Annotated in this window: 23 protein-coding genes; 9 read left to right on the top strand and 14 right to left on the bottom strand. The window is 41.0% G+C overall.

The window, feature by feature from the left end; genetic code table 11:
* Window positions 1-241: 241 nt before the first annotated feature.
* Both NCY57_RS17170 and NCY57_RS10310 read left to right on the top strand, forming a co-directional pair.
* Complete coding sequence (locus NCY57_RS17170) at window positions 242-970, top strand: ATP-binding protein (RefSeq protein ID WP_330605105.1); 729 nt, start codon at window positions 242-244, stop codon at window positions 968-970.
* Between the two features lie 2 nt (window positions 971-972).
* Window positions 973-2550 carry a tetratricopeptide repeat protein gene (locus NCY57_RS10310; RefSeq protein WP_330605106.1) on the top strand — a complete coding sequence of 526 codons (1578 nt, stop codon included), beginning with the start codon at window positions 973-975 and terminating at the stop codon, window positions 2548-2550.
* A gap of 624 nt (window positions 2551-3174) precedes the next feature.
* Here the strand turns inward: NCY57_RS10310 and NCY57_RS10305 are convergent.
* The 4 genes from NCY57_RS10305 to NCY57_RS10290 form a co-directional block, all read right to left on the bottom strand.
* Entirely contained in the window at window positions 3175-4695 is a 1521-nt protein-coding gene (locus tag NCY57_RS10305; RefSeq protein WP_005428257.1) for a DUF6034 family protein, read from the bottom strand.
* 73 nt (window positions 4696-4768) lie between these two features.
* On the bottom strand, window positions 4769-5410 hold the full coding sequence (locus tag NCY57_RS10300; RefSeq protein WP_009245407.1) for an ABC transporter ATP-binding protein: 642 nt from the start codon (window positions 5408-5410) through the stop codon (window positions 4769-4771).
* Between the two features lie 12 nt (window positions 5411-5422).
* Entirely contained in the window at window positions 5423-6316 is an 894-nt protein-coding gene (locus NCY57_RS10295; protein WP_005428264.1) for a hypothetical protein, read from the bottom strand.
* Complete coding sequence (locus NCY57_RS10290) at window positions 6309-6887, bottom strand: ABC transporter permease (RefSeq protein WP_244094046.1); 579 nt, start codon at window positions 6885-6887, stop codon at window positions 6309-6311. The genes NCY57_RS10295 and NCY57_RS10290 overlap by 8 nt, the downstream gene beginning before the upstream one ends.
* A gap of 714 nt (window positions 6888-7601) precedes the next feature.
* Between NCY57_RS10290 and NCY57_RS10285 the strand changes: the two genes are divergently transcribed.
* The 6 genes from NCY57_RS10285 to mobQ all read left to right on the top strand — a co-directional run bounded on the left by NCY57_RS10285 (window position 7602) and on the right by mobQ (window position 12737).
* Window positions 7602-8519, top strand: a complete 918-nt coding sequence (locus NCY57_RS10285; RefSeq protein ID WP_009245410.1) for a ParM/StbA family protein — start codon at window positions 7602-7604, stop codon at window positions 8517-8519.
* A 3-nt stretch (window positions 8520-8522) separates the two neighbouring features.
* A complete protein-coding gene (locus tag NCY57_RS10280; protein WP_005428271.1) occupies window positions 8523-8906 on the top strand; it encodes a hypothetical protein in 384 nt (127 codons plus the stop codon).
* Window positions 8907-8930: 24 nt separating this feature from the next.
* The gene (locus NCY57_RS10275; RefSeq protein ID WP_005428274.1) at window positions 8931-9647 is read left to right on the top strand and encodes a replication initiator protein A; all 717 of its coding nucleotides are present in this window, start codon (window positions 8931-8933) and stop codon (window positions 9645-9647) included.
* Complete coding sequence (locus tag NCY57_RS10270) at window positions 9644-10501, top strand: ATP-binding protein (protein ID WP_005428275.1); 858 nt, start codon at window positions 9644-9646, stop codon at window positions 10499-10501. Before NCY57_RS10275 ends, NCY57_RS10270 begins: the two co-directional genes overlap by 4 nt.
* A gap of 169 nt (window positions 10502-10670) precedes the next feature.
* Entirely contained in the window at window positions 10671-10892 is a 222-nt protein-coding gene (locus NCY57_RS10265; RefSeq protein WP_005428277.1) for a hypothetical protein, read from the top strand.
* A 135-nt stretch (window positions 10893-11027) separates the two neighbouring features.
* Window positions 11028-12737 carry a MobQ family relaxase gene (gene mobQ, locus NCY57_RS10260; RefSeq protein ID WP_250789645.1) on the top strand — a complete coding sequence of 570 codons (1710 nt, stop codon included), beginning with the start codon at window positions 11028-11030 and terminating at the stop codon, window positions 12735-12737.
* 411 nt (window positions 12738-13148) lie between these two features.
* On the opposite strand, the gene NCY57_RS10255 is transcribed toward mobQ, so the two are convergent.
* A complete protein-coding gene (locus NCY57_RS10255) occupies window positions 13149-13814 on the bottom strand; it encodes a PBECR4 domain-containing protein (RefSeq protein ID WP_005428282.1) in 666 nt (221 codons plus the stop codon).
* Between the two features lie 309 nt (window positions 13815-14123).
* Window positions 14124-14504 carry a TnpV protein gene (locus NCY57_RS10250; RefSeq protein WP_005428283.1) on the bottom strand — a complete coding sequence of 127 codons (381 nt, stop codon included), beginning with the start codon at window positions 14502-14504 and terminating at the stop codon, window positions 14124-14126.
* Between the two features lie 156 nt (window positions 14505-14660).
* Between NCY57_RS10250 and NCY57_RS10245 the strand changes: the two genes are divergently transcribed.
* Window positions 14661-14831: a hypothetical protein gene (locus tag NCY57_RS10245; protein ID WP_005428285.1), complete on the top strand. Its 171-nt coding sequence runs from the start codon at window positions 14661-14663 to the stop codon at window positions 14829-14831.
* Between the two features lie 54 nt (window positions 14832-14885).
* Here NCY57_RS10245 and NCY57_RS10240 read toward each other — a convergent pair whose 3' ends face one another.
* The 8 genes from NCY57_RS10240 to NCY57_RS10210 all read right to left on the bottom strand — a co-directional run bounded on the left by NCY57_RS10240 (window position 14886) and on the right by NCY57_RS10210 (window position 22196).
* Window positions 14886-15722, bottom strand: coding sequence for a S8 family serine peptidase (locus NCY57_RS10240; protein WP_173722462.1), 837 nt, complete (start codon window positions 15720-15722; stop codon window positions 14886-14888).
* Window positions 15704-15979 carry a hypothetical protein gene (locus NCY57_RS10235; protein ID WP_173722461.1) on the bottom strand — a complete coding sequence of 92 codons (276 nt, stop codon included), beginning with the start codon at window positions 15977-15979 and terminating at the stop codon, window positions 15704-15706. Before NCY57_RS10235 ends, NCY57_RS10240 begins: the two co-directional genes overlap by 19 nt.
* A 57-nt stretch (window positions 15980-16036) precedes the next feature.
* Window positions 16037-17734: a carbon starvation CstA family protein gene (locus NCY57_RS10230; protein ID WP_022426195.1), complete on the bottom strand. Its 1698-nt coding sequence runs from the start codon at window positions 17732-17734 to the stop codon at window positions 16037-16039.
* A gap of 539 nt (window positions 17735-18273) precedes the next feature.
* Entirely contained in the window at window positions 18274-18495 is a 222-nt protein-coding gene (locus tag NCY57_RS10225) for a hypothetical protein (protein WP_059086708.1), read from the bottom strand.
* A 178-nt stretch (window positions 18496-18673) separates the two neighbouring features.
* Window positions 18674-19171 carry a nitroreductase family protein gene (locus tag NCY57_RS10220; RefSeq protein WP_114001788.1) on the bottom strand — a complete coding sequence of 166 codons (498 nt, stop codon included), beginning with the start codon at window positions 19169-19171 and terminating at the stop codon, window positions 18674-18676.
* Between the two features lie 33 nt (window positions 19172-19204).
* Window positions 19205-19339, bottom strand: coding sequence for a hypothetical protein (locus tag NCY57_RS16825; protein ID WP_274602084.1), 135 nt, complete (start codon window positions 19337-19339; stop codon window positions 19205-19207).
* A 262-nt stretch (window positions 19340-19601) separates the two neighbouring features.
* Window positions 19602-20630 carry a zinc-dependent alcohol dehydrogenase gene (locus tag NCY57_RS10215; RefSeq protein WP_173739470.1) on the bottom strand — a complete coding sequence of 343 codons (1029 nt, stop codon included), beginning with the start codon at window positions 20628-20630 and terminating at the stop codon, window positions 19602-19604.
* Window positions 20631-21011: 381 nt separating this feature from the next.
* On the bottom strand, window positions 21012-22196 hold the full coding sequence (locus NCY57_RS10210; protein WP_015526215.1) for an SAM-dependent methyltransferase: 1185 nt from the start codon (window positions 22194-22196) through the stop codon (window positions 21012-21014).
* Window positions 22197-22524 lie beyond the last annotated feature (328 nt).

Below are 22524 nucleotides of genomic sequence, written 5' to 3'. Positions count from 1 at the left end.
TCCTATGCCGGCAGGATTGTACAAAAGTTCTGTATGAATTGAATTCGGCTTTCGAAAGCCTGATTACATTCTAAAATTATTCTGCACCAATCACATTGAATTGAAATTGACCGCAGATTGAGTTTTTAAGATTCATTTTCTTCCTATACAGTATCAATTCCTATTGTCCGGAACATTTGTTCGTGTTATAATAAAAAGACTTTAAGAATATAAAACACGAAAACCAAAGGAGGGATTTCTGTTGGAACGATGTGATTTTTCTTCTATTAGCACATGCCTAAAAAATCAAATCAGTGAAAGCAATCAGATGAACCAACCTGATTTTTTATACGAATTATTTGAAGATTTTATGAATGATCCGATAAATGAAGATTTTTCTATGGATAATGGTCTAATTTGCCGCTGGATAACCGGACAAGCAAAAATCAGTCCCAAAATAACCTCATATTATGCAAAACCCAGCAATCAGAAAAAACTGGCAACAACCATTCAGCGGAACTTACTTCCCTTAATGGCAGACTGCAACATGGTTATACAGGACATTTACACGTTATTCATACAGGACGATACGATTTCGGATACAAAAAAGCAGGAACTTGTATCTCTATATAAACCTTCTGATTCAAGGCTGTTGTTTTTAGCAAAAGTACTTTCTTTTGGTATGGAACGGCAATTTATTAAACGTGATACAAGAAATCAAAAACTGATTGCAGGAGGTGTTCTATCTCCGATTGTTCTGGATTACATTATGGACAGCGAAGTCCCAAAACCATGCCGTCATTTTCTAGGAAGAGAAGAAGAACTGGATGAACTCCATACTTTGTTTGAAGAGAACCGACATATATTTCTTTATGGAATTGCCGGAATTGGAAAAGCGAGCTTGCTAAAGCCTATGCAAAGCAATACAGAAAACAGTACACCAATATTCTCTATATGGAATACACCGGTAATCTATATCAAGATATTGTAGACATGGATTTTATTGATGATCCACCAGAAATCAGTGAGCAGGAACGTTTTCAAAGACATAACCGTTTCTTACGCTCTTTGAAATCTGATACACTGCTGATCATAGACAATTTTAATGTCACATCCACACAGGACAGTTGCCTGTCAGTCGTATTAAAATACCGTTGCCGGGTTTTATTTACAACCAGAAGCCAACTGTCTGAATACTGTAGTTTTCAATTAAAAGAACTGAAAGATATACCCACTCTTTTTCAACTGACATCTGTATTTTATTCAGAAGCAGAGGAAAACCGGGCAATCGTAGAAAAAATCATAGAAACTGTACACTACCATACTTTTGCTGTCGAACTGGCAGCCAAACTTCTGGAAAATGGAATTTTAACTCCAGAGCAATTATTGATAAAACTTCAAGAGGAAAAGGCTTCTCTTCATAATGAAGATAAGATTAAAGTAATGAAAGATGGTCAGAGCAAAAAAGCCACCTATTACAACCATATCCATACCCTGTTTTCGTTATACTCCTTATCACGGAAACAGCAGGATATTATGTGCAATATGTGTTTTATGCCTTCATCTGGTATTTCTGCCCGTATATTTTCCAAATGGCTGGAGCTGCCTACTTTAAATGACGTGAATGATCTGATCGAGACAGGTTTTGTACAGTCAAGTCTCCGGCATACTATTTCTCTGCATCCAATGATTCAGGAAATTGCAGTTTCCGAGACCGCACCTTCTGTTACAAGCTGCCACACGTTATTGGATTCTCTGCAAAAAATATGTTTGATGCATGGCATTGAAGTTAGCTATTATAAAAAATTATTTCAAACAGTAGAAAACATCATGCTTTTCATTGAAAAGGACGATATTCCCCAATACCTGTTATTTTTAGAAGATGTTTTTCCATATATGGAGAAGTACCACTATCAAAAGGGTATGAAAAAAATCATCCAGGAACTACAGCATTTTATAAAAGCAAATACTTACGGGACTGCATCTGACCGTGCCTTACTATTGGATTATCAGGCAACTCTGGAACCCAAAACAGAAAAAGCGATAAAATTAGAAAAAGAAGCACTTGCTCAAATAAAAGAAACCACAAAAGAAAATGCCCACCTGGTTTCCAACCTCCATTCCAATCTTGGAGGGCTTTACCGAATCAACGGACAACTTGATCTCGCTAAAAGGCACATGAAAATGGGTATCTCTCTTTTACAACAATACCAGCTTCTTTATACTAATGACAGTATTCCTCAGATTAATAATTATGCTGTCCTCTTAATTGAAATACAAGAACCTGACCTTGCCCTGTCTGCTCTTCAGAAATTAGCACAGATTATCAAAGAATATAATTCAAACCACTGTTTGGATTATGCCCAGGTACAGGAATCCCTTGGAAGTATCTGCCTGATCACTGCAAATATTTCGCAAGCGAAAACCCATTTTAAAAAAGCCTTGAAAATTTATGAGGATATATGGGCAGACGAACCCGAATTGATTGAAGAAAAATATCAAGCAATTCAAGAATTGTATCCACAAGCTGGAATTGCTCTGGCAAAAAGTATTCTTCTCACCAAGCACTAACGGTTCCTACAAACACTTGTAAAATATATTGCCTCAATAATGTAAACGCCTAGTTTTGAGATACACTCCAAGACTAGGCGCTTGTCCATTTCCATTTTTTCTTAGACATGGAGCGTTTACATAAGGATCACTTTTCTTTTTTTGACACTTTTCGCTCCTCCTATCTCAAATTTTTTATAGTCTAGGTATATTGCCTTCATCAATGCCTGAGAACTTGTAAATATGCTCCTCTGCTTGTTCAATCTGCGATACATTACAATCATCTCGTCATCAACCTACTGTTTGATACAATATGTCAAATGCATAGTGGCTCAGTTCTATTAGAAATTTATATCTCTACATATGCTTGTGATAATTCCGACGCATACAGCGCCATGGAATGATTTATCGTCTTTATACTCACTTGGATCGCATTTAGAAGCCAAAAAAGATTTATGAACAATCCTTTGATTCCTGTTATTTCTCATATGATAAGGTATACCGTTATCAATCAATGCGAGCTTAATCATTTGCACTATTCCTATTCTTACCTGTTATATATCCAAGCCAAATATCGCATATTTATTATTCTCATGATAAACCTTGTAATTCTATGGTCAATAAAAATTCAAGTGTCGCTGAACCCTAATATGCTTCTCCAATCACACTGCCATCATAAGCATTGATCACATAAGAAAGCTCCTGTAGAGAATTTCCACCAATACTTTCCCTGACAGTAAAAATCCATGCTGGAACCAACCATGCGTGTTTCGGCTCCTGATAGGCTGTGGTATAAGTATACTGCAATTTTGCGTTTACCACATCATACTCCAGTGCGGTAGTGTCGTTGGCAGACTGGCCTTTTCCGGAATACCAATAAAAAATCTGATCTGTCAGCTTTGCCTGTATTTTTTCAAAAGGCAGAAGCTTTGTATTTTCCGTCACCGTACAGACTTCTTCCGATATCCCATCCCATTTAAAATATTTAATTCCTTCCTCTGTTATCAGAATAGAGATTGTTTCTACCTGGAACGGAGGCACATAACTATCCACTGTTTCTTCCGCAACCACGCCATCAGGAACTGAAGTAATACCCTCTACACTTTTCGAAAAACAATACAGATATCCCGGTAATCCTCTATCCAGATCTCCCTGCCACAAAGCATCACTACCAAGTCCCAGACCATTGCGCTCTGAACATGCGCCATTCGGGAACCACACGGTACGATCAGAATCTACAAGGCCCATTCCATCGATACCTAAATCCTCTAAAACTTGTTCTGCCTGTTCCTTTCCATCTTCCTCTGTAAAGGTGATCTTGTCCATGCACTTTCGATACGCATCTGCCAGTTCATGAAATTTCTCTGTATAGCCGTTGGTATCCATGCCAAAGCTACTGTAATACTCACTCTGCATTTCCTCAGTTTCTATTGTTTCTTCTTCTATAAAATTAGAACCCTCCATCCAGAGAAAACTACTGTCATTGTCAATTTCCTGATTATACCGCTCTGCTTCTATATATGCCTTCCTGTCCTCGCCCACATCTGCAGTAAAATAATCCTCTGTATCTGTGTTTTCCAATTCAGTACTCATCCAACTCCGTGCCGCTTCCACACCGTGATCCTCTGTTTTTTTTTGAAATTTTATCTCCATCTTTTCCGGTGCAGACGCTTCATCCGGTGCAAGCTCCATCCCCTCTCGGGTTGCGTTTTGAATCCCTGCAATCGATGTAGAATATGCTGATTGCAAGTAACTTCCTTCCTTGCTGGAAATCCTGTCTAACACTTCCTGATACGCATCCTTTGTCACCATCTGTGGCATATATAGTTCCTCACCGTCCGTAAAATAATCAATCAATCCATTCAGTTCTTCCTGCGTTAACTCGTGATTTTGCATCTCTATGACTGGAAGATTGCCAATGCTTTGTTCGCCCAACTTAATATCTGCCTGGATAACCACACGGTCGTTGCTTTTCTTTTCTTCAAATTTCCAATGCGTTGGAACATTTGTCTCTCTCTTTTCTCCTTTTTTAAGAGGTTCACAGACAGCCGCCTCGCTAATCCCATCCACTTTGCTGACTACCGAACTCTCCTCTGGTGTTTCCTGACAGCTGGAAAGAATAATACACAACGCACCTACCATAATTGCTAGAACACTTTTTTTCATTTTTCCTCCATATATCTTATAGAATTGTCGCTTTTTCACGAAACTTCAATTATAAACTCTTTCCCCCGTATTTTTATTTTATCTGCGTCAGGACACCTGCATCCATCTCACAGATCGTATCGCAGAGCCATTCGATCTCCAGCATGTTATGTGCTGCGATAAGAATAGTCTTCCCTCGTTCCTTTAATCCCCGCAAAAGCTCGCAGACCTCTCCTGCCCCCTGCTTGTCCAGACCATTAAAAGGCTCGTCCAATATCAAAAGCTCCGGATCTTCCATGATTGCCTGTGCGATACCAAGACGTTCACGCATTCCAAGAGAATACTGTCCTACCTTCTTTTTAGACAGAGGATCAAGCCCTAGGGCACGCATCGTCGCCCTCACATCGTCATCGGAAATACGGTGTTTCAGAGACGCCAGTCTCTTTAAATTCGCAAAACCGCTGAGATCCAGAAAGAAGCCAGGGTTTTCAATGATAATGCCTACGGAATCTGGAAAGTCCAGCTCCTTCCCGATCTGTTTTCCCCCTACGAGCACTGTGCCGCTCTCAGGTTGTAAAAATCCACAGATGCATTTAAACATTACGGTTTTCCCTGAACCGTTAAACCCCATAATCCCATGAATCTTCCCTTTTTCAAAATCATGGGTAATGTTCTTTAATACTTTTTCTTTTTGAAAGGATTTTGTCAGTCCCTTCAACCTGATTGCATATTCCATTTTGCCCTCCATTTATTCGTTTGTCTGCGTAAAAGAGAAATTATAGCCCTTAATTCGGACGGCTGACAAGCCGATCAGCGCTATGATTAATATTGCAAATATGAACATGCTCATCCCGATCCCTGGCAGGTAATCATAACCAAAGCTGTGCATGGGAAAGGTAGCTTGGTTCAACGGAGACAGCCAGCCGCAGAACACGTTCGCCCTATATTCCTGACTTTCTGTAAAATGAAACAGTTTCCGGAAAACATCTGGGTTCAGCAGGAGCCCATACAGACTGACTGCAAAAGCACCGATCACCCCTGCCATATTTCCCGCAGCCAGATTTAAAAACAACATGAGAACTGCGATAAAAAGAGTATATAAAAGTACAAGTCCAAACACTATTGCTGCGCACATATAAGGAGTTGAGCTTTCCATTGTTTTTATGGAAACAGGAACGGTTATGCTCTCCCCACCGCCATAGCCCAACATTGCCGCTGTTTCGCTCCACACATTTCCCGTAAAGGAAAAGGGAGCTCCCATAATTCCAAGCATCACAGCCAAAAAAATATTATAGATCACAGTCGCCAGGATCACATAGATAATCTGACCCGCAAGCCATATCTTCCGTTTTGTGCGTACAAGCCAATACGGAGTTGCCTGACTGATAAATGGCATGTCCGCAAAGAGCAGGATTAAAAGCAGGGAGGACAGCATAACAGAGGATGCATCCCCATATGTCCAAATAAACGGCTCGAATACCTGAAGGATTGTCTCATATTTTATCGCATGGGAAATAATCTGATCCGACAGCATCAGACATAATATAGCTGCCAAAATAAAGGTCATCCAGATCCTCGGACTTTTTTTCCATCCATAGAAATTCTGGCCTGCAATCCAAAAAGCCTGTTTAATATCACGCATACCGCAACCTTCTTTCTATTGCGCACATAAAGATCAGTGCCGTTAAAAAACTTCCAACCGCTAATATAGCAATGCAGAAGATATCATTGTAGTAAATAGACGCCGCCCAATAGCGGGGACTCAGAAAGAATGCTTTTTGATAGTAACGCTCCTGAAATACGGTCAGGACATAATAAAGAATAAAAGGAACGGCATAGGACATATAGCGATTTTTTGTTATGACAGCCGACGTACCGCCAATTAGCGCCCAAAAAGCGCCATTTAAAAACAATCTCAGAAAGCTTACCGCCGTTCTGCCCACAAGCACTGCCATCTCATAATTTCCGTCAATCAGAGAAGGATACTGACCGAACCTCAGTATACAGATTACAAGAAGGAACACCATGGCTAAAAAAGCTGTCAAACCTCCGGAGACCAACAATCCTGCTGCTTTTCCTACGAGATACTGTTTTCTCCCTGAACGGATATAACTGAACAGAAAAAAACGACTGTGCAGCTCAGCCTCCGTATTCTCTCCACCCGCAAAAGCAACGGCAATGGGAACAAACAGAAGCATATTAACGCTGTTCATACAATAGGTGTATGCTACGAACCAGCCTGGTCCTTCTGCAGATCCGCCTGCATTTATGATCTTCTGCAACATCTCATGCTCAGACATCAGGGTAGCCGAAACGATTAGAAAAATCCCCAAAATAAAGCGAATGCTTCGAATATTGTTTTTTATGTCCGTTGCCAACACATTTCTCATACGCTTTTCTCCTCACTTCAAACAGCTATAGACTTGATTTTTTTATTTTTATAAAATCCTAGTTTTTTGCAATAATATCACTATTTGTATAAAACTACACTCCTTATCAAACAACAGTTAAGGACTTGCAAAAACTGTTGTTCCTACTGAAAGCATTGCAACAGCTGTAAAAATTGATAATATTTTAAATTTTCTATTATTCTAAGTTCTACAAATACATAAGCCGCCAGTTAAGTACGATTAGTTTTATTATAATTCAATAAATTCCATCCAACTTTCCACATTTTATTGTACAATTTTACCATTTATATAATAACATGTCAACATTTAATGAACGTTTATAACAAAAAAATGCAGGGCTATAAAAAACTAAAGAAATTGCTCTATTTTACAAAATTATATCCTATTTTTCAATTCCAACTCAATTTTCCCTCAATGTCTTTTTCCTCCAACTTTCGTATGCTTATCTCACAGCAAAGCAGTACCACACCGGTACAGCCTGCTGAATTAATCAATACGAAAATGGAGGTGTTTTTTATGCGAGAACTCAGAAACACAAAAATCATTGCTGTAGATCACGGCTACGGCAACATGAAAACAGCAAATACCGTCACACCAACCGGAATCAAAGCCTATGAAACAGAACCCATCTTCACCGGGAATATTCTGGAATATAACGGCATTTACTACCGGATTGGCGAAGGACACAAAGAATTTATCCCAGATAAAGCTATGGACGAAGAATATTATCTTCTAACTCTCATGGCGATTGCAAGGGAACTGAATGTCTTTTCCATCCGTGAAGCAGACGTTCATCTGGCTGCCGGGCTTCCTCTGACATGGATCAGAAACCAGAGAGAAGATTTCCGTTCCTATCTGCTCCAGAATCCAGAAGTCCATTACCGATTTAACAGCAAAGAGTATCATCTCCGTTTTGTGGGATGCAGCCTTTACCCGCAGGGATATCCGGCTATCGTAAACCGACTTGGAGATTTCAAGGGGACAAATCTTCTTGCAGATATCGGCAACGGAACCATGAACATTCTGTATATCAATAATAAGAAAGCACAGGAAAGCCGGTGCTGGACAGAAAAGTTTGGCGTAAACCAATGCATGATTGCCGCTAAAAACGCTGTTCTGGACAACTTCGGAGTAAAGATTGAAGAATCTACCGTAGAGCAGATTCTGCGGTTTGGAACCGCTGACATTTCAGCGTCTTATCTGGATTGTATTACTGCTGTTGCCAGACAGTATGTCACAGATATTTTTGCCACGCTCCGCAAATATGAATACAATCCTGGCCTGATGCGCCTGTATGTGGTCGGAGGCGGTGGATGCCTGATCCGTAACTTTGGAGCGTATGACAAATCACGAGTTACCATCCTTGATGATATCTGTGCCACTGCCAAAGGTTATGAATCTCTGGCTTATATGAGCCTGAAAAGGAGGGGATAAGCCATGCAGAACCATATCCGCAACACAAACCTGCGATTTAATCTGGACAAAGACCAGCAGCGGAGAGCCTGGGAATATTTACAGACGATGGACAGACAGAATTTTAAATCTTACAGCCAGGTAATCTCCCTTGCACTGGTCGATTATTTTGACCGCTACTACCGCACTCAGGCTGATCCCTATCTGGAAACAAGGGAACGGGAAGAACTTTTTGTGAAACAGATTGTAGAAGCAGTAGAACACAGCCTGAAACAGTCATTGCCGATTTTTCTGTCCGGGCTGACTGCAGGCATGTTGGAAAGGGAATCCCCCATCAGGATGCCCTTTCCAGCTCCTGAAAAAGAACAGCCGGATCGTGATATAGACTGGGATTTTCTTGGAGAATAAACCATTGTGATTGGAGGTGAACACATGACGGACTTTCTGACAGCAGACACAAGCCTGCCATCTTATATGATGTTTCCCCGTTTTCTTCTGGACATGGAAATAAACGAAACTGCCAAAATGCTTTATATGATCCTGCTCGACCGTGCAAGGCTTTCCCAGAAAAATGAGGGCTGGTCAGATACAAATGGTCATGTGTTCCTCTACTTTACGATTGAAGCACTGGCAGAAGTTCTCCACAAAAGCCAGATGACGGTGAAAACTGCTCTGGCAGTACTGGAAAAACAAGAGCTTATCTTCCGAAAACGGCAGGGACCCGGACACCCTAATCGGATCTATGTAAAAATCCCGAAAGAAACCCTCAGCAATACAGACAGAATTCTTTCCTCAAGACAGACAGAAAACTGTCCTATTGACAGACAGGATTCTTTCCCTGATACAGACAGAAAACTGTCCAGTAATAAGAAAGAGATAAAAAAGAACCATTTAACAATAAGAGGGAGTAAAGAGCCACGCTCACCCTATGGAACATTTCAAAATGTTTTTCTGTCAGAGACGGAGCTGGAAAATATCCGGCAGACAATCCCTGACTGGCAGGACTATATGGAACGCTTATCCGGTTATATGGCTTCTACCGGAAAGCAATACCAAAACCATGCAGCTACCATCATCCGTTGGGCAAGACAGGATCATCCTGTTTCCCGGCAACGAAATTATGAAAGTGAGGAATACGAAACATTATGACAACATTTACAGAAAAACCAACAGCTATCACACCAAACAGAGAGCTTCAGTCTGATGAATATTTTAACGAAACAAATCACCTGATCTACTGTTCCAAATGCAATACGCCAAGACAGTGCAGGCATGAATTACAGGGAAAGGTTCTTATTCCTTCCATCCGCTGTAAGTGCCAGCAGGAGATCTTTGAACAGGAGGAAGCCCAGAGAAAACTTCATGAAAAGCAAATGGAAATAGAGCATCTCAAAACCAGCGGCTTACAGGACAAATCACTTTATGACTACACCTTTGCCAAAGATAACGGCAGCAATCCGGAAATGAAACTTGCACACAATTATGTAAGTAACTGGGAAGAGATGAAAGCAAACGCTTCCGGACTTCTCATCTGGGGCGATGTCGGTACTGGAAAATCTTTCTTTGCAGGCTGCATTGCCAATGCCCTTCTGGAAAAAGGCGTCCCGGTACTGATGACCAACTTTTCCCGGATTCTGAATACCCTTACCGGAATGCATTTTGAAGACAGGAATCAGTTCATCCACAGCTTAAACCGCTACAGCCTTCTGATCATTGATGACCTCGGAATTGAACGGAACTCTGACTTTGCACTGGAACAGGTATTCAATGTGATTGACAGCCGTTACCGCAGTAAAAAGCCCCTGATCATAACAACCAATCTCACTTTATCAGAGCTGAATAACGCCGCTGATATCGCACACAAGCGAATTTATGACCGGATTCTGGAGAGATGTGTTCCCATCCGTATCAATAACCGGAATATCCGTCAGGACAATGCAACAGCTAATTTAAAAAAAACGAAAAAAATTCTGTTAGATAATCACACTTCAAACCAGAGTTGAAACAAAGCAGCATCGCACAATAACTATTTTTCACTGACAGTAGTACTACTTTCTTTTCTTATTTATCACCAGAGACATGCCACTGTCAGTTATCTAAAACTATAGTACTAAACCACAAGATTTTAAAACTAAATCGCCCGGATACGGGCATAAAAAGGAGGTGCCAGATATGGCAAATAAAAGAATTATGACACCAGAAGAAAAAGTGCTTTTACAGGCAAAACACAGACTGGAAGAAATCGAAGCAAGAAACCGTAAAAAGGAACGTAATGCCAGAACACGCAGATTGATTCAAGAAGGAGCGATTCTGGAAAGCATTGCTCCACATATTAAAGAAATGGATTTAGATACCCTAAAGCGGGAGCTGATGCTCCGGCTAAGAGGAATGTAAATACACAAGTTCTACTCCCGAAGGGCGCACTTACTCACCACCCGATAAATCGGGCGGTGGTATCCCCTACGGGGCTCGTGCGCTCTGCCGAGGGCTATCCGCTGTTGCAGGCAACATCGAAAGGAGGTGCCAGATATGGCAATTTATCATATGCAAGCCAAGGTCGTCAGCCGTGGTTCCGGGCGGTCTGCTGTCGCTGCATCTGCTTATATGAGCTGTAGCCGCATATACAATGATTACGATGGCATCCAGCATGACTACACCCGAAAACATGGACTGATCTATCAGGAAGTAATGCTTCCCCCTATGGCTCCGCCTAAATGGAAAAACCGGGAGCAACTCTGGAATGCTGTAGAAGCTGCTGAAAAAACAAAAGACAGCCGACTGGCAAGAGAATTTGTTGTCGCACTCCCTATTGAGTTGGATAAAGACAGCAATATTTCTCTTCTTCAGAATTTTATTCAAAAGAATTTTGTAGATATGGGAATGTGTGCCGATTTCGCCATTCACGATACAGATGGTCACAATCCCCATGCACACATTCTACTTACTGTCCGTCCATTAAACGAAAACGGAACATGGCAGTATAAAACCGAAAAAGAATATCTATGCATCAAAGATGGAGAGGAAAAGGGATTTACTGCTTCTGAATTTAAGGATGCTCAGAAAGAGGGCTGGGAAAAACAGTATCGTTATAAAGCTGGGAAAAAGAAAGTATATCTGACTCCCTCGGCAGCACAGGAGAAAGGTTATGAACGTATCGACAAACATACAAAAAGCACCCGGTATGGCAGACAAAACCCGATTTCCGAACAATGGAACAGTGAGGAACAGCTCTGCCTCTGGAGAGCAAACTGGGCAGATGCCGTAAATAAAATGCTTGCCCTTAATCAGATAAATGCCGCCATTGATCACCGCAGTTTTGCAGCTCAGGGAATCACTGAACAGCCAACCATCCACGAAGGCTACATTGCCCAGAATATGGAAAAGAAAGGCATGATAGCAGACCGGTGTGAAATCAACCGTCGGGTTCGTGCGGATAACAGAATACTACGGGAATTAAAAACACAGATAAAAAAATTGGTTCAAGCTGTCGAAAAATCTATTCCGGTAATTGCAGAAACATTAGAAGCAATCCGCAATCATATGATTTTTACACAATATCATTTACTTCATAATGAAATGCAAAAAGAAGTGATCCATGACTGGATGCAGCATTTTCGTCCTATCCTAAATAAATATGATACCATTAAGAAAAAGCTCAAAGCGAAAGTTACTGAAAAGAAAGAACTAAATGTGCAAAAAAGTAAAACCAGTATTCTAAATCCTTTCCAGCATATAAAGTTAAACCAGCAGCTTACAACCGTAACAGAAGAAATCGAGGAACTGAAATCTGCCAAAGAACAGCTGCTGTTTCAGGCTGAATGCTCCACAGAGAAAGATATGGCGAGCCTTTCCAGAAAATACGACCAGATGGATAAGAATCTGGATATTCTCGATTCTCAGGATATGGCTCTCAAAGAGCAGCTTGAAAAAGATGCTGTCGCTTTCCAAGAGGAAAAACTCCGGCCTAAACCAGAGCAATATACAGAATTACTGGATGCCAGAATCCAGATACGACCTACTTTCCGAGAGAAACTGATTGAGCAGCTCAAAGGTACTTTTGGTGAATATTATGACTATCACTATCGTGATATCGCAACCCATGAAGTGGATGATCTCAATATGGAAGATCCCTATAGCTTCTCTCATCGTACCTGGGAACTTGAATATCAGAGGAAACAGGAATTGCAAAAAAAACATCCTGTTCAATCCAGGCAAAAATCGCACAACACAGAACTATAATGTTTAAACTACTAATATAAAAAATATCCCGTTTTCTCAAAACAGTTATATTGCTTCATCCCAATAATTCACAAACTGCTAACCACCGAGCAAAAGTGAGGCACAAAGTGCGTAAGCATAATTTGATTTCTTTCCGCTTACGCACTCTCTTTTTATCTTGAGCAAAAAATTCCTACTTTGTAAAGCCAACAAATGGGGTTTGGGGGGCTCCCAAAGTGCGTTTGGATATCCAAACGCTATGCTTGCAAAACCAGTTCCACTAATTTCCCTCGATACTCCCTTCTTCTAAAATCAATGATAATTATAACATTGCCAATTTTGTAAAGTAATAATCAACTTAAAATATAGACGACAAACAATAAAACCATGATACTGTTACAAAAAGCAGTAGCATGGTTTCTTTATATTTCATTATAGATTTTCTCTATCTATCATATTTTCTATTGTTTCTGAGAAACAACACTCTTTCAAATCAATACTTTTGTCCATCTTCACAAGATTTGTATATTTCTCATCTGTATAGTGTTTTGATATTACAGCAAATACTTTATATGTAGGCTGTGCTGTTACATCTCTGATGTCCTTTTTCAGCAATGTGTTCGGTACATTTAATTTCGTATTTTTATCTTTTACGAAGCCAATACAACCACATATATTCCCGGCAGCTTTTTCTGTATATAATTTCGGTCCTCGATCTGTAAATTCTCCTATCATTGTTACGTTTTTCTTAATAAGCATCATACGTTCCAATATATCCAATTTTTGCCCCGTAGAGCCATCTTTTGCAAAAACAAAATCATTTTCTGTTAATCGCTTATCCAGGCATTTCTGGTAAAAATGAATTGCAGAAGCTGTCTCTTTTTTATTCAATCGAACTCCTGTCAAATGTAAAAAATTGTATCTATGGAAAACAACTTCATATCCCTGTACAGATGACAAAATCTTATTACTTTCCTGTAATTGCTTATTCACCTCTTTCGGTAAGCCATATAGGAACAAAACCTTCTGATCCTCAAGATGTTCTTTATATAGTTGTGCCGCTTTTGTCATAATCTGAATTGCACGTCTTTTGTCCATAACTTAATCCTTATCCCATAAAATTTAGAGAAGGGAATGTTCACGCCGCAGCACTAAACATTCCCTTCTCATGGTTGATTTTTCCGTTGTCTGCCAACCTCCAGCACCTTCGTCTGGAAAATATCAGGTTTTTCCGTTGCCTGCCAACCTCCGACACCTTCGTTCGGAAAACGTATCAGATTTTAGGTGTCAACCCACCGCTGATGCACAGCTTTTCTAATTACATTTTACACGAACTATGTGGAAAATGCAATTACAATTTTATCTTATGATGCCCTGCTACATTTTATACACTATTTATCTTACATTTCATTCTTGATAAATTATCTCTTTATCCACAATCTCCCTCGCACATACTTGTATATTGTTCATTCTTCCTATCCATTCCAAGACATTTTCCACCTTTAGCTGTTCTGTAATGCCTTGTGCCTGTTTCATCTGTTCTACAAGTCTTTCAAAGCGTTCCTGTGCCTGTTCTTCTATATCAGCCAAATAACCATTCAGCCTGCCGCTTGTAAGCATATTCAGATATAGCAATCTGCGGTATTCCTTCAAATACCGCAAATGTCTTTGTCCCCATACACCGACAACCCTTTGTTCTTCTTCCTTCGGTAAGGTAAGAGCAGGGATAAGATAATCCCCATGTCTGATATAAGTACCGCCCATCTCTTCAAAAATTGTTTTCTTCATTGTCTGTTCTACCTTTCTTATCGTTCTCTATTCATAGATTTTCTTTACGACCGTTCCAATTTTACAGTAACAATAATTCTTCAATTTTCAGTTCACATTGCCCCTCCCGAAGAAGTATGATAGAATAATTCTATTAAATTGAATCGGAGGTGCCACATGGCTATCAGTTCCAACAATATTCAGGTCTATACTACTTTGTCCAAAGAACTGGTTGCTGAGATTGATAAGGATGCAAAAGCGAACTATCGTACACGTTCCCAGCAGATTAACATGATCCTGACCGAGTATTATAAGACTCAAACAACAACCAAACATGAATCCGAGTAAAACACTGAATTGCCTGAAAACACAGGAAATATCAGTGTTTTCTTATGTTTTCCCTTAATTATAAGGTTCATGAGAACCATAATTATTCCCAAAGCTGACGTTTATAACGATCGGTTTTCTCATCTTCACTGCCTGCCGTATCAGGTAATCAATACCCTCCATCAGCTCCGTTGTCCGCGGAAATGAATTTTCCCGTGGATTTCCCATCTTTACCACCAGAAGATCACTTCTATACGCAACGCCTCGATTCACTCCCTCCGATGCTCTCCCATTTCCTGCTGCTATTCCAAGAACTGCTGTTCCATGTCCGCTGAAATCCCCAGACGGAACAAGGCGCCTGCCTTCGGTTTCCCCGAGTGCAAGCGCCTCATCAATTTCTTCTTTCGTATATTCAGTTCCTGATACATAGTTTTCCGGTGGATTTCCATCTACACTCTGATCCCACAGTCGCAGGATCCGGGTACTGCCATCCTCGTTTCTGAAATCCGGATGGAAATAGTCCACTCCGGAATCCACAATGCCCACCAAAATACCTTCGCCGGTTAAGCCATCGGCTCCATTCTGCACTGGTAAAATGCAGCTTGCCTCCCGCTCTTCAAAGGTCTCAAAGTAGAGTCTCTTGGGCTTTTCTATAAACTCGATCTGCTCTCTGACTGAGTATGCAGAAATTTCCGATTCCGGCAGTGTCACTACTGCATAACCACCAAGCAGCGGGACCACCTGGATCCGCTCACCACCAAGTCCGCTTTCCGGGCCACTGTATTTCACGATCACATCCCACAACCTGGTGGTGGGATCATATCCCACATTCAGATTTTCCGATTTTGCCCGTTCCTGCGGCAGGGCATTCATGGCAAGATTAAGAAGATTCTCTATTTTCTGATCTGGCATAAGGCTTTCATTTCCATTGATATATTTTTTTTATTATATGCAACGCCTTCGTTTAAAGCACCAACCATCTGTTCCAGCATTTTTCTTTTAATTCCGGGAACGAAGCTTAACAACTGACGAAGCGGCATTCCTTCCATCATCGCAGCCATCATTTCCTGATTATTTAAAAAGACCCTTGTTTTTTCTGTCAGCGCATTTATTTTGCGCTGCAAGCTGGAGGAAGGTAAAGAATTGCTGCAATACACTAAAAAATCCATCAGTACCTTTTTATGCTTCTCCAGCCAAACAAAAATACGTAATCTTATCCGATAATATTATGCTGTTGCTTTTTTATCATCTGTCTTCTCAAGCAGTTTCTTCACGCCCTGGATTGCTACCAGTACACCAAGGATCAGCAGTAATACTGCAAATACAAGCTGTAAGGTGTTTCCAAGATCCAGCCCTGTTGTTACCAGTGCCTTTGAAAGCTTTGTGATGGTCATGCCAAGTGCTGTGAAGGTAACTGCCATCATGAATACCATCGGGATCCAGAGCATGCAACCCTGACGTTTTGTTTTCTTTAAGAATACTGCACAGGCTACAAGAGCGAGTACAGATAACAGCTGGTTTGCGGAGCCGAACAGCGGCCAGATTTCTGCATAGCCGACCTTTGTAAGCATGTAGGCAAGTACCAGTGTAATGACTGTTGCGAAATATTTATTTGTTACTACCTTCAGGAACGGGCTCATGTTTTCCTCATCTGTATCAGAATCAAGGAAAAATTCCTGGAATGACAGACGTCCGACTCTGGCTACAGAATCAAGAGAGGTCAGTGCAAATGCGGATACAGCAAGGTTGATCAGAGTAAATACCAGTGAATGCGGAAGGCCAACTACAGAAAGGAAGTTTGCGATAGCACCTGCAAAAATCTGCGGCTGTGTTGTAAGTCCCTGTGCTGCTGCTTCACCATCTGCAAAGGATGCAACTGCGATTAGTGCGATGATGGCAAGCATACTTTCCATCAGCATTGCTCCAAAGGAAACAGGAAGCATGTTTTTCTCATTTTTGATCTGCTTGGATGCAGTACCGGAAGATACCAGTGAATGGAAGCCGGAAACAGCACCGCAGGCGATGGTTACAAACAGGATCGGGAACATATACTGTCCGTCTACGTTAAAGCTTGTAAATGCCTTCAGGTTACAGGAAGGATTGGCAACAAATACACCGATAACCGCACCGACGATCATAAAAATGAGCAGATAGCTGTTCAGATAATCACGTGGCTGAAGCAGTGCCCATACAGGAGCGACACTGGCGATCAGGATGTATACAAAAATGATGATATGCCAGGTTCCAAGACTTACATACATGGGGAAATTAAGTCCCAGCACAATTGCTGCTACCAGCAGTAAAATTGCGACTGCAGTGTTGACCCATTTGTTGAATTTTGTATATTTAAGGAAAAATCCAAGTGCAACAGCCTCAAATATAAATAACATGGAAGTGGTTGCAACAGCTCCGTTTGCCGCTACCTTTGTAACTGTTCCTGCATCATTTACGGCAAATCCGTTAAAGGTTCCTGCTACAACATCTGCAAATGCGGCAACGACCAGAATACAGAACAGCCAGCAGAATAAAAGAAATAATTTTTTTCCAAGCTTTCCGATATACGCTTCGATGATATATCCGATCGTACGTCCTTTATTCTTTACGGATGCATACATGGATGCAAAATCCTGCACAGCTCCGAAAAATACACCACCGATGAGGATCCATAACAGAACCGGCAGCCAACCGAAAATTGCGGCCTGGATCGGTCCGTTGATGGGACCTGCACCTGCTATGGATGCAAACTGATGTCCAAATACTACATTTGTATCAGCCGGTACATAATCAACTCCGTCCTCCATTTCGTATGCCGGAGTTTTTGCTTTCGGATCAATGCCCCATTTGTTCTGGAGATAACGGCCATACAGAAGATATGCGCCTCCGAGAACTACAATGGCTATGATCATCATTGTGATTCCGTTCATAATATCAACTCTCTTTCCTTTGTGTTTTTTATACATGATACAATGACCGTAAAACAGTTATTGCATCAAAAAACGCCCTTGCTATCCTTTCGGATAACAAAGGCGGAATGTTCCGTGGTACCACTTTGTATTATCGTATTTATTGCTAAACGCGACCACTTATTACTGTCATATCAAACAGCCTCTTCTGTAACGTGAAGACTACGTCCCGGCTTACTTAACCTTTCTATTCAGCGGGATGCTCCCAGGTGATATCACAAAATACCTTCTGCCGCTTCTCACCAGCTGCGGCTCTCTGTGATCCGGTCTGCTTCTTGTGATCTGTCCTGTTCCATGCATTTCTCTTTTTTATTTATCTAATGTTTTACTCCTTTTTTTATAAAAATTCAACAAATAATTTATATATATTTTATAAATTTGCATATGTTTTTTTATGCATTTTTTAGGTAAAAGCCAAAACACGGCGTATGTAACGAAGCCAGATCTGATCCCAGCTCTGCTTTACGATCCGTTTTCCGTCACATACGCCGCATTATCCATTATTCAGAAAATGTATATCTTACCATGTATCCTTTTCCGTCACCGGTTACGATCACGACTCCGCCATCGGGATTCTCAATCTTATCAATGATCGGAAATCTTCCTTTTTCTTTTACGAAAGCTTCCGGGCTCTCGATATTTGCTTCAATGATCTCCTGCTGAGAATGACGATCGCCACCGCAGGGATTAATGGTTTCAATAATGATCTCATATTCCTTCATACCCTTCACCTCTTTCATTTAATGCAGTTTTTCAGTTCTTATACCTACATTTTATCGTAAAAATCCCGGTCATGCAAAATGCGTTCTGCACAAATTTTCAGAGGATTTATTGGTATTTTTCACTACATTCAGACTTCTTCTGTTTCCGGATGTTATCTTCCTCAAAGAAGGCTTTTTTTTATTCTACAAAGTGGATCCTGCTCTTATCAAAACGATCCTGCTGCTTTCTGCTCTCTGCCGGGTACCCCAGGGCAAAAAGAGAAAATACCTCCACATTCTCCGGAAGCTTCAGAATATCATGGACCAACGCCATACGATCCTTAAGCGGTGCAATTCCGATCCACACGCCGCCAAGTCCCAGTGCATCCGTTTCCAACCAGATATTCTCCTGTGCGATAGACATATCGATCTGTGCCATATCCTGAACAGGCAATCCCTCTTTCCGATATACCGGAACGATCACAACCGGTGCACCTGCTGCACATCCGGAATAGGGAGTGGCTTTGGAAAGCTCCAGGATCTTCTCCTTATCTGTCACAACATAAAATTCCCACGGCTGCTGATTACATGCGCTTGGCGCCTGCATACCTGCTTTTAGGATCTGAAGGATCTTTTCCTTCTCTACGGGTTTATCTTCATATTTACGGATACTTACTCTGTGAAAAATATTCTCCATGCTATTTTCTCCTCGTCATACTCATATCACTTGTTACAGTTCATACTCATCATACAGCTTCTGACGCCATTTTACATCCGTCATCACACGCTGCACTTCATCCGACCGTCCATCCAAAAACAAACGATTGATCACTCCCACCGTTATATACAAATTATACCACATCATCCAAACATAAAAACCCCATAAAACGTATTTTTACAAACTCTACAGGAACTTAAAATGGAAAACGCTCCAGAATACGAAGCTTTCAGAATGTCCATACAGACAAGAATCCTATAAGATATAATAACCATACCACACATCAATAAATAAATCACTCAAAACTGTTCCAAAAATTCTCCCATAATCTGACACCGCCACCATCTGAAAACTCCCGGACAGCCAAACATCCGGGAGTTTTTCTTATATCACTTATAATCTGCAGAAATTATTTCTCCTGCACATTGATGATAACCTTCATGGTTGTCTCACGGTTCTCATCAATATACTGATAAGCCTTCAGATAATCTGCGAACTTAAATGTCTTTGAGATCAGCGGCTTTAAATGAACCTTTCCCGCATTTACAAGATCAATGGCATCTACATAATCATCATGACGGTACATCATAGTACTCTTGATATCCAGCTCGTGGTCATTGGCAACAGCAAGGTCAACGGTTGCCATATCTGCAAATACCGCTACCAGTACGATCACGCTGCCTTTTCTCGCATACTGGATGGCCTGTCCCATGGTGATGTTATTTCCGGCACAGTCATAGATCACATCTGCCTTATCCGGACCAAATGCCTCTACCAGTGCCTCTCCGAAATTTTTCTCCTTCGTGTTTACACAGATATCAATGCCGCACTCTTTTGCTTTTGTAAGACGAAGGTCACTGACATCCGTGATCATAACCCTGGCTGCCCCCATTCCTTTGGCTGTCTGCGCAACAAGATTTCCGATGGGACCTGCACCGATCACTGTGATGTTCATCCCTTTTACATCGCCCATCTGCTTCACGGCATGGACTGCAACTGCCAGCGGCTCGATCATTGCACCTTCCTCGTAAGACATCTCCTCCGGGATCGGTGTTACCTTAGATGCATCTACTGCAAAGAATTCAGAAGCTGTTCCTGTTGTCTGGAAGCCCATAACCTTCAGTTCCTCGCAGAGATTATATTTTCCATGGCGGCATGGATAACAGTGTCCGCAGTATACCTGAGGCTCGATGGTTACTTTCTGGCCAACCTTAAAACCTGTCACATTCTTTCCAAGTCCCGTGATCTCACCGGATACTTCGTGTCCCTGTGTTACCGGATATTTTGTAAAAGGATGCTTGCCGTGATATACATGGATATCTGATCCGCAGATACCAATGTTCATGATCTTAACCAGAACCTGGTCATCTCCCACTTCCGGAACTGGAACCTCTCTGAAAATAATCTCTCCTGGATTTGTCATTACCTGCTGAAGCATCTTATTCTCCTCCTTTAATTTCTTTCTATTGCATATCATCTTTTATTAATTATTTTATTAAAGTAATTACATTATTATTCTTTTCTCCTGATCTGTCAAGATAGTTTTCTATGATTCTGCTTATTGAACAAGTTTGCAGCTTTGTTTTTATGCACATTCCATAATTATCGGTAAACGGAATAGTCAAGCGAATATTCGCAATACGCTTCGCTACTTGCTCATGACCGAATAACTCCTTCGTGGTTTATCGGTTAAAAAACGAAGCCTGCGAATTCAGCATTTCTGTACTCATATGCTGAATCCACAGGCTCCTTATACGTTTTTATAAATAGTTTTATAAAAGTATGATATTCCTTTCCGGCAGGTTTGTAAAGGCTTTTATCAATACCAGCGTGTCATCGGCAGATCATTATTCACACCCTTGGTCATAAGAATCTGGTGAAGATCGATAATTCCGTTGTGGAAGGTTGCCGCACATGCTGACAGGTACAGATCCCACATACGCAGGAACTCTTCGTCAAACATAGTCTTTTCTTTTTCAATATTGTCCCGGAAATTCTTTTCCCAGTGAAGCAATGTCTTATTGTAATGCAGACGGAGATTTTCGATATCCAGGGTATGGAAATTGTCCTCTGCCATATGGTTCAGGATCTCACGTAAGCTCGGAACAGTTCCGCCCGGGAAAATGTATTTCTTGACCCACGGATCACCCGGATGCTCCTTCAGAGCACTGATAAAGTGAAGCAGAAACAGTCCGCCCGGCTTCAGGACCTTTTCTACGCAGTCAAGAAACAGCTGATAATTATCACGTCCAACATGCTCCAGCATACCGACACTGACAACACGGTCAAACTGATACTCCTTCTTCGGCAGATCACGGTAATCCATCAGCTCTACCGTAAGATAATCTTCCAGCCCCTGATCCTTGATCCGTCTCTGAAATTCTGCATACTGTTCATGACTTAAGGTGATACCGGTACCATGAACCTTATATTTCTTAGCTGCCTCGATCAGCAGAAAACCCCAGCCGCAGCCGATATCCAAAAGACTCATACCCTCTTCCAGATGTAATTTTTTAAGGATATAATCAACTTTATTTACCTGTGCCTGATACAACGTATCATCCTCATGGATAAAATACCCGCAGGAATAACTCATAGTCTCATCCAGCCAAAGTTTATAAAAGTCATTTCCAATATCATAATGGCTGGTCACTTCCTTTTCCTGGTTCTTCTTTGATGTTGAACTGAACATGATCTTTTTCAGAGCAGATTCATTGGTAGAAAATTTTCCCATCTGACCCAGAAAATGATCCAGCGCTTCATAAAGATTTCCCTCGATATCCAAATCCCCACGCATATACGCCTCACCCAGTGCAAGGGATGTGCTCTTCATCAGATCCGCCAGAGGAATCGCTTTCTTAAAATTCACCGTAAATGTAGGTTCACCCTCTCCGATGTGATACTCGGAATTCTTGAACTTTACCAGAAATGGATAATCTGTAAAGCGTTCAAGGAACTGCACCATTGCTTTCTCTTCCGTCTTCTCCTGTAATGTCTCAAACATAATAGTCTACCTCCTTTAACACAGCACTATGATACACCCGGAGGAAGGCTTTATGTCAAGGGAGATATACAACAAAATTTTATCAATAAAATGAGAATATTTGGTAAAACTCTTCCTTATAATTATTTATAGTTATCCAAATTAACTCGATATTTAAAGTCCACATTTAACCCAGCCCTCAAAAGCACTGACATTTTCAAAACATAATCGTTAATTATATATCATTTCCCGATAATCATCTTTGTATTTTACGCATTTTTTATTGCTTTATATATAATTCAGACTTATAATAAAAGATACAAAAAAAGAGCGAAAACCATATAAAAAT

This window comes from Blautia sp. MB18-30 (genome assembly GCF_023669475.1).
In the GTDB taxonomy this organism is placed as follows: Bacteria; Bacillota; Clostridia; order Lachnospirales; family Lachnospiraceae; genus Blautia_A; species Blautia_A fusiformis.
Note: the sequence above shows the minus strand (reverse complement) of the source record. Positions and strands in the feature narration are given on the sequence as shown.

Bases quoted from the DNA above. Each gene is read 5' to 3' on its own strand.
- NCY57_RS10300 (WP_009245407.1), bottom strand. From the start codon at position 5,410: ATGGAATATGCAATCAGGTTGAAGGGACTGACAAAATCCTTTCAAAAA.
- NCY57_RS10310 (WP_330605106.1), top strand. From the start codon at position 973: ATGGATTTTATTGATGATCCACCAGAAATCAGTGAGCAGGAACGTTTT.
- NCY57_RS10255 (WP_005428282.1), bottom strand. From the start codon at position 13,814: ATGGACAAAAGACGTGCAATTCAGATTATGACAAAAGCGGCACAACTA.
- NCY57_RS10230 (WP_022426195.1), bottom strand. From the start codon at position 17,734: ATGAACGGAATCACAATGATGATCATAGCCATTGTAGTTCTCGGAGGC.
- NCY57_RS10270 (WP_005428275.1), top strand. From the start codon at position 9,644: ATGACAACATTTACAGAAAAACCAACAGCTATCACACCAAACAGAGAG.
- NCY57_RS10215 (WP_173739470.1), bottom strand. From the start codon at position 20,630: ATGCTTCAGCAGGTAATGACAAATCCAGGAGAGATTATTTTCAGAGAG.
- NCY57_RS10220 (WP_114001788.1), bottom strand. From the start codon at position 19,171: ATGGAGAATATTTTTCACAGAGTAAGTATCCGTAAATATGAAGATAAA.
- NCY57_RS10290 (WP_244094046.1), bottom strand. From the start codon at position 6,887: ATGAACAGCGTTAATATGCTTCTGTTTGTTCCCATTGCCGTTGCTTTT.
- NCY57_RS10245 (WP_005428285.1), top strand. From the start codon at position 14,661: ATGGCTATCAGTTCCAACAATATTCAGGTCTATACTACTTTGTCCAAA.
- NCY57_RS10280 (WP_005428271.1), top strand. From the start codon at position 8,523: ATGCAGAACCATATCCGCAACACAAACCTGCGATTTAATCTGGACAAA.
- NCY57_RS10235 (WP_173722461.1), bottom strand. From the start codon at position 15,979: ATGGATTTTTTAGTGTATTGCAGCAATTCTTTACCTTCCTCCAGCTTG.
- NCY57_RS10225 (WP_059086708.1), bottom strand. From the start codon at position 18,495: ATGAAGGAATATGAGATCATTATTGAAACCATTAATCCCTGCGGTGGC.
- NCY57_RS10275 (WP_005428274.1), top strand. From the start codon at position 8,931: ATGACGGACTTTCTGACAGCAGACACAAGCCTGCCATCTTATATGATG.
- NCY57_RS10265 (WP_005428277.1), top strand. From the start codon at position 10,671: ATGGCAAATAAAAGAATTATGACACCAGAAGAAAAAGTGCTTTTACAG.
- mobQ (WP_250789645.1), top strand. From the start codon at position 11,028: ATGGCAATTTATCATATGCAAGCCAAGGTCGTCAGCCGTGGTTCCGGG.
- NCY57_RS10285 (WP_009245410.1), top strand. From the start codon at position 7,602: ATGCGAGAACTCAGAAACACAAAAATCATTGCTGTAGATCACGGCTAC.
- NCY57_RS10240 (WP_173722462.1), bottom strand. From the start codon at position 15,722: ATGCCAGATCAGAAAATAGAGAATCTTCTTAATCTTGCCATGAATGCC.
- NCY57_RS10210 (WP_015526215.1), bottom strand. From the start codon at position 22,196: ATGTTTGAGACATTACAGGAGAAGACGGAAGAGAAAGCAATGGTGCAG.
- NCY57_RS10305 (WP_005428257.1), bottom strand. From the start codon at position 4,695: ATGAAAAAAAGTGTTCTAGCAATTATGGTAGGTGCGTTGTGTATTATT.
- NCY57_RS10250 (WP_005428283.1), bottom strand. From the start codon at position 14,504: ATGAAGAAAACAATTTTTGAAGAGATGGGCGGTACTTATATCAGACAT.
- NCY57_RS16825 (WP_274602084.1), bottom strand. From the start codon at position 19,339: ATGATGTGGTATAATTTGTATATAACGGTGGGAGTGATCAATCGTTTG.
- NCY57_RS10295 (WP_005428264.1), bottom strand. From the start codon at position 6,316: ATGCGTGATATTAAACAGGCTTTTTGGATTGCAGGCCAGAATTTCTAT.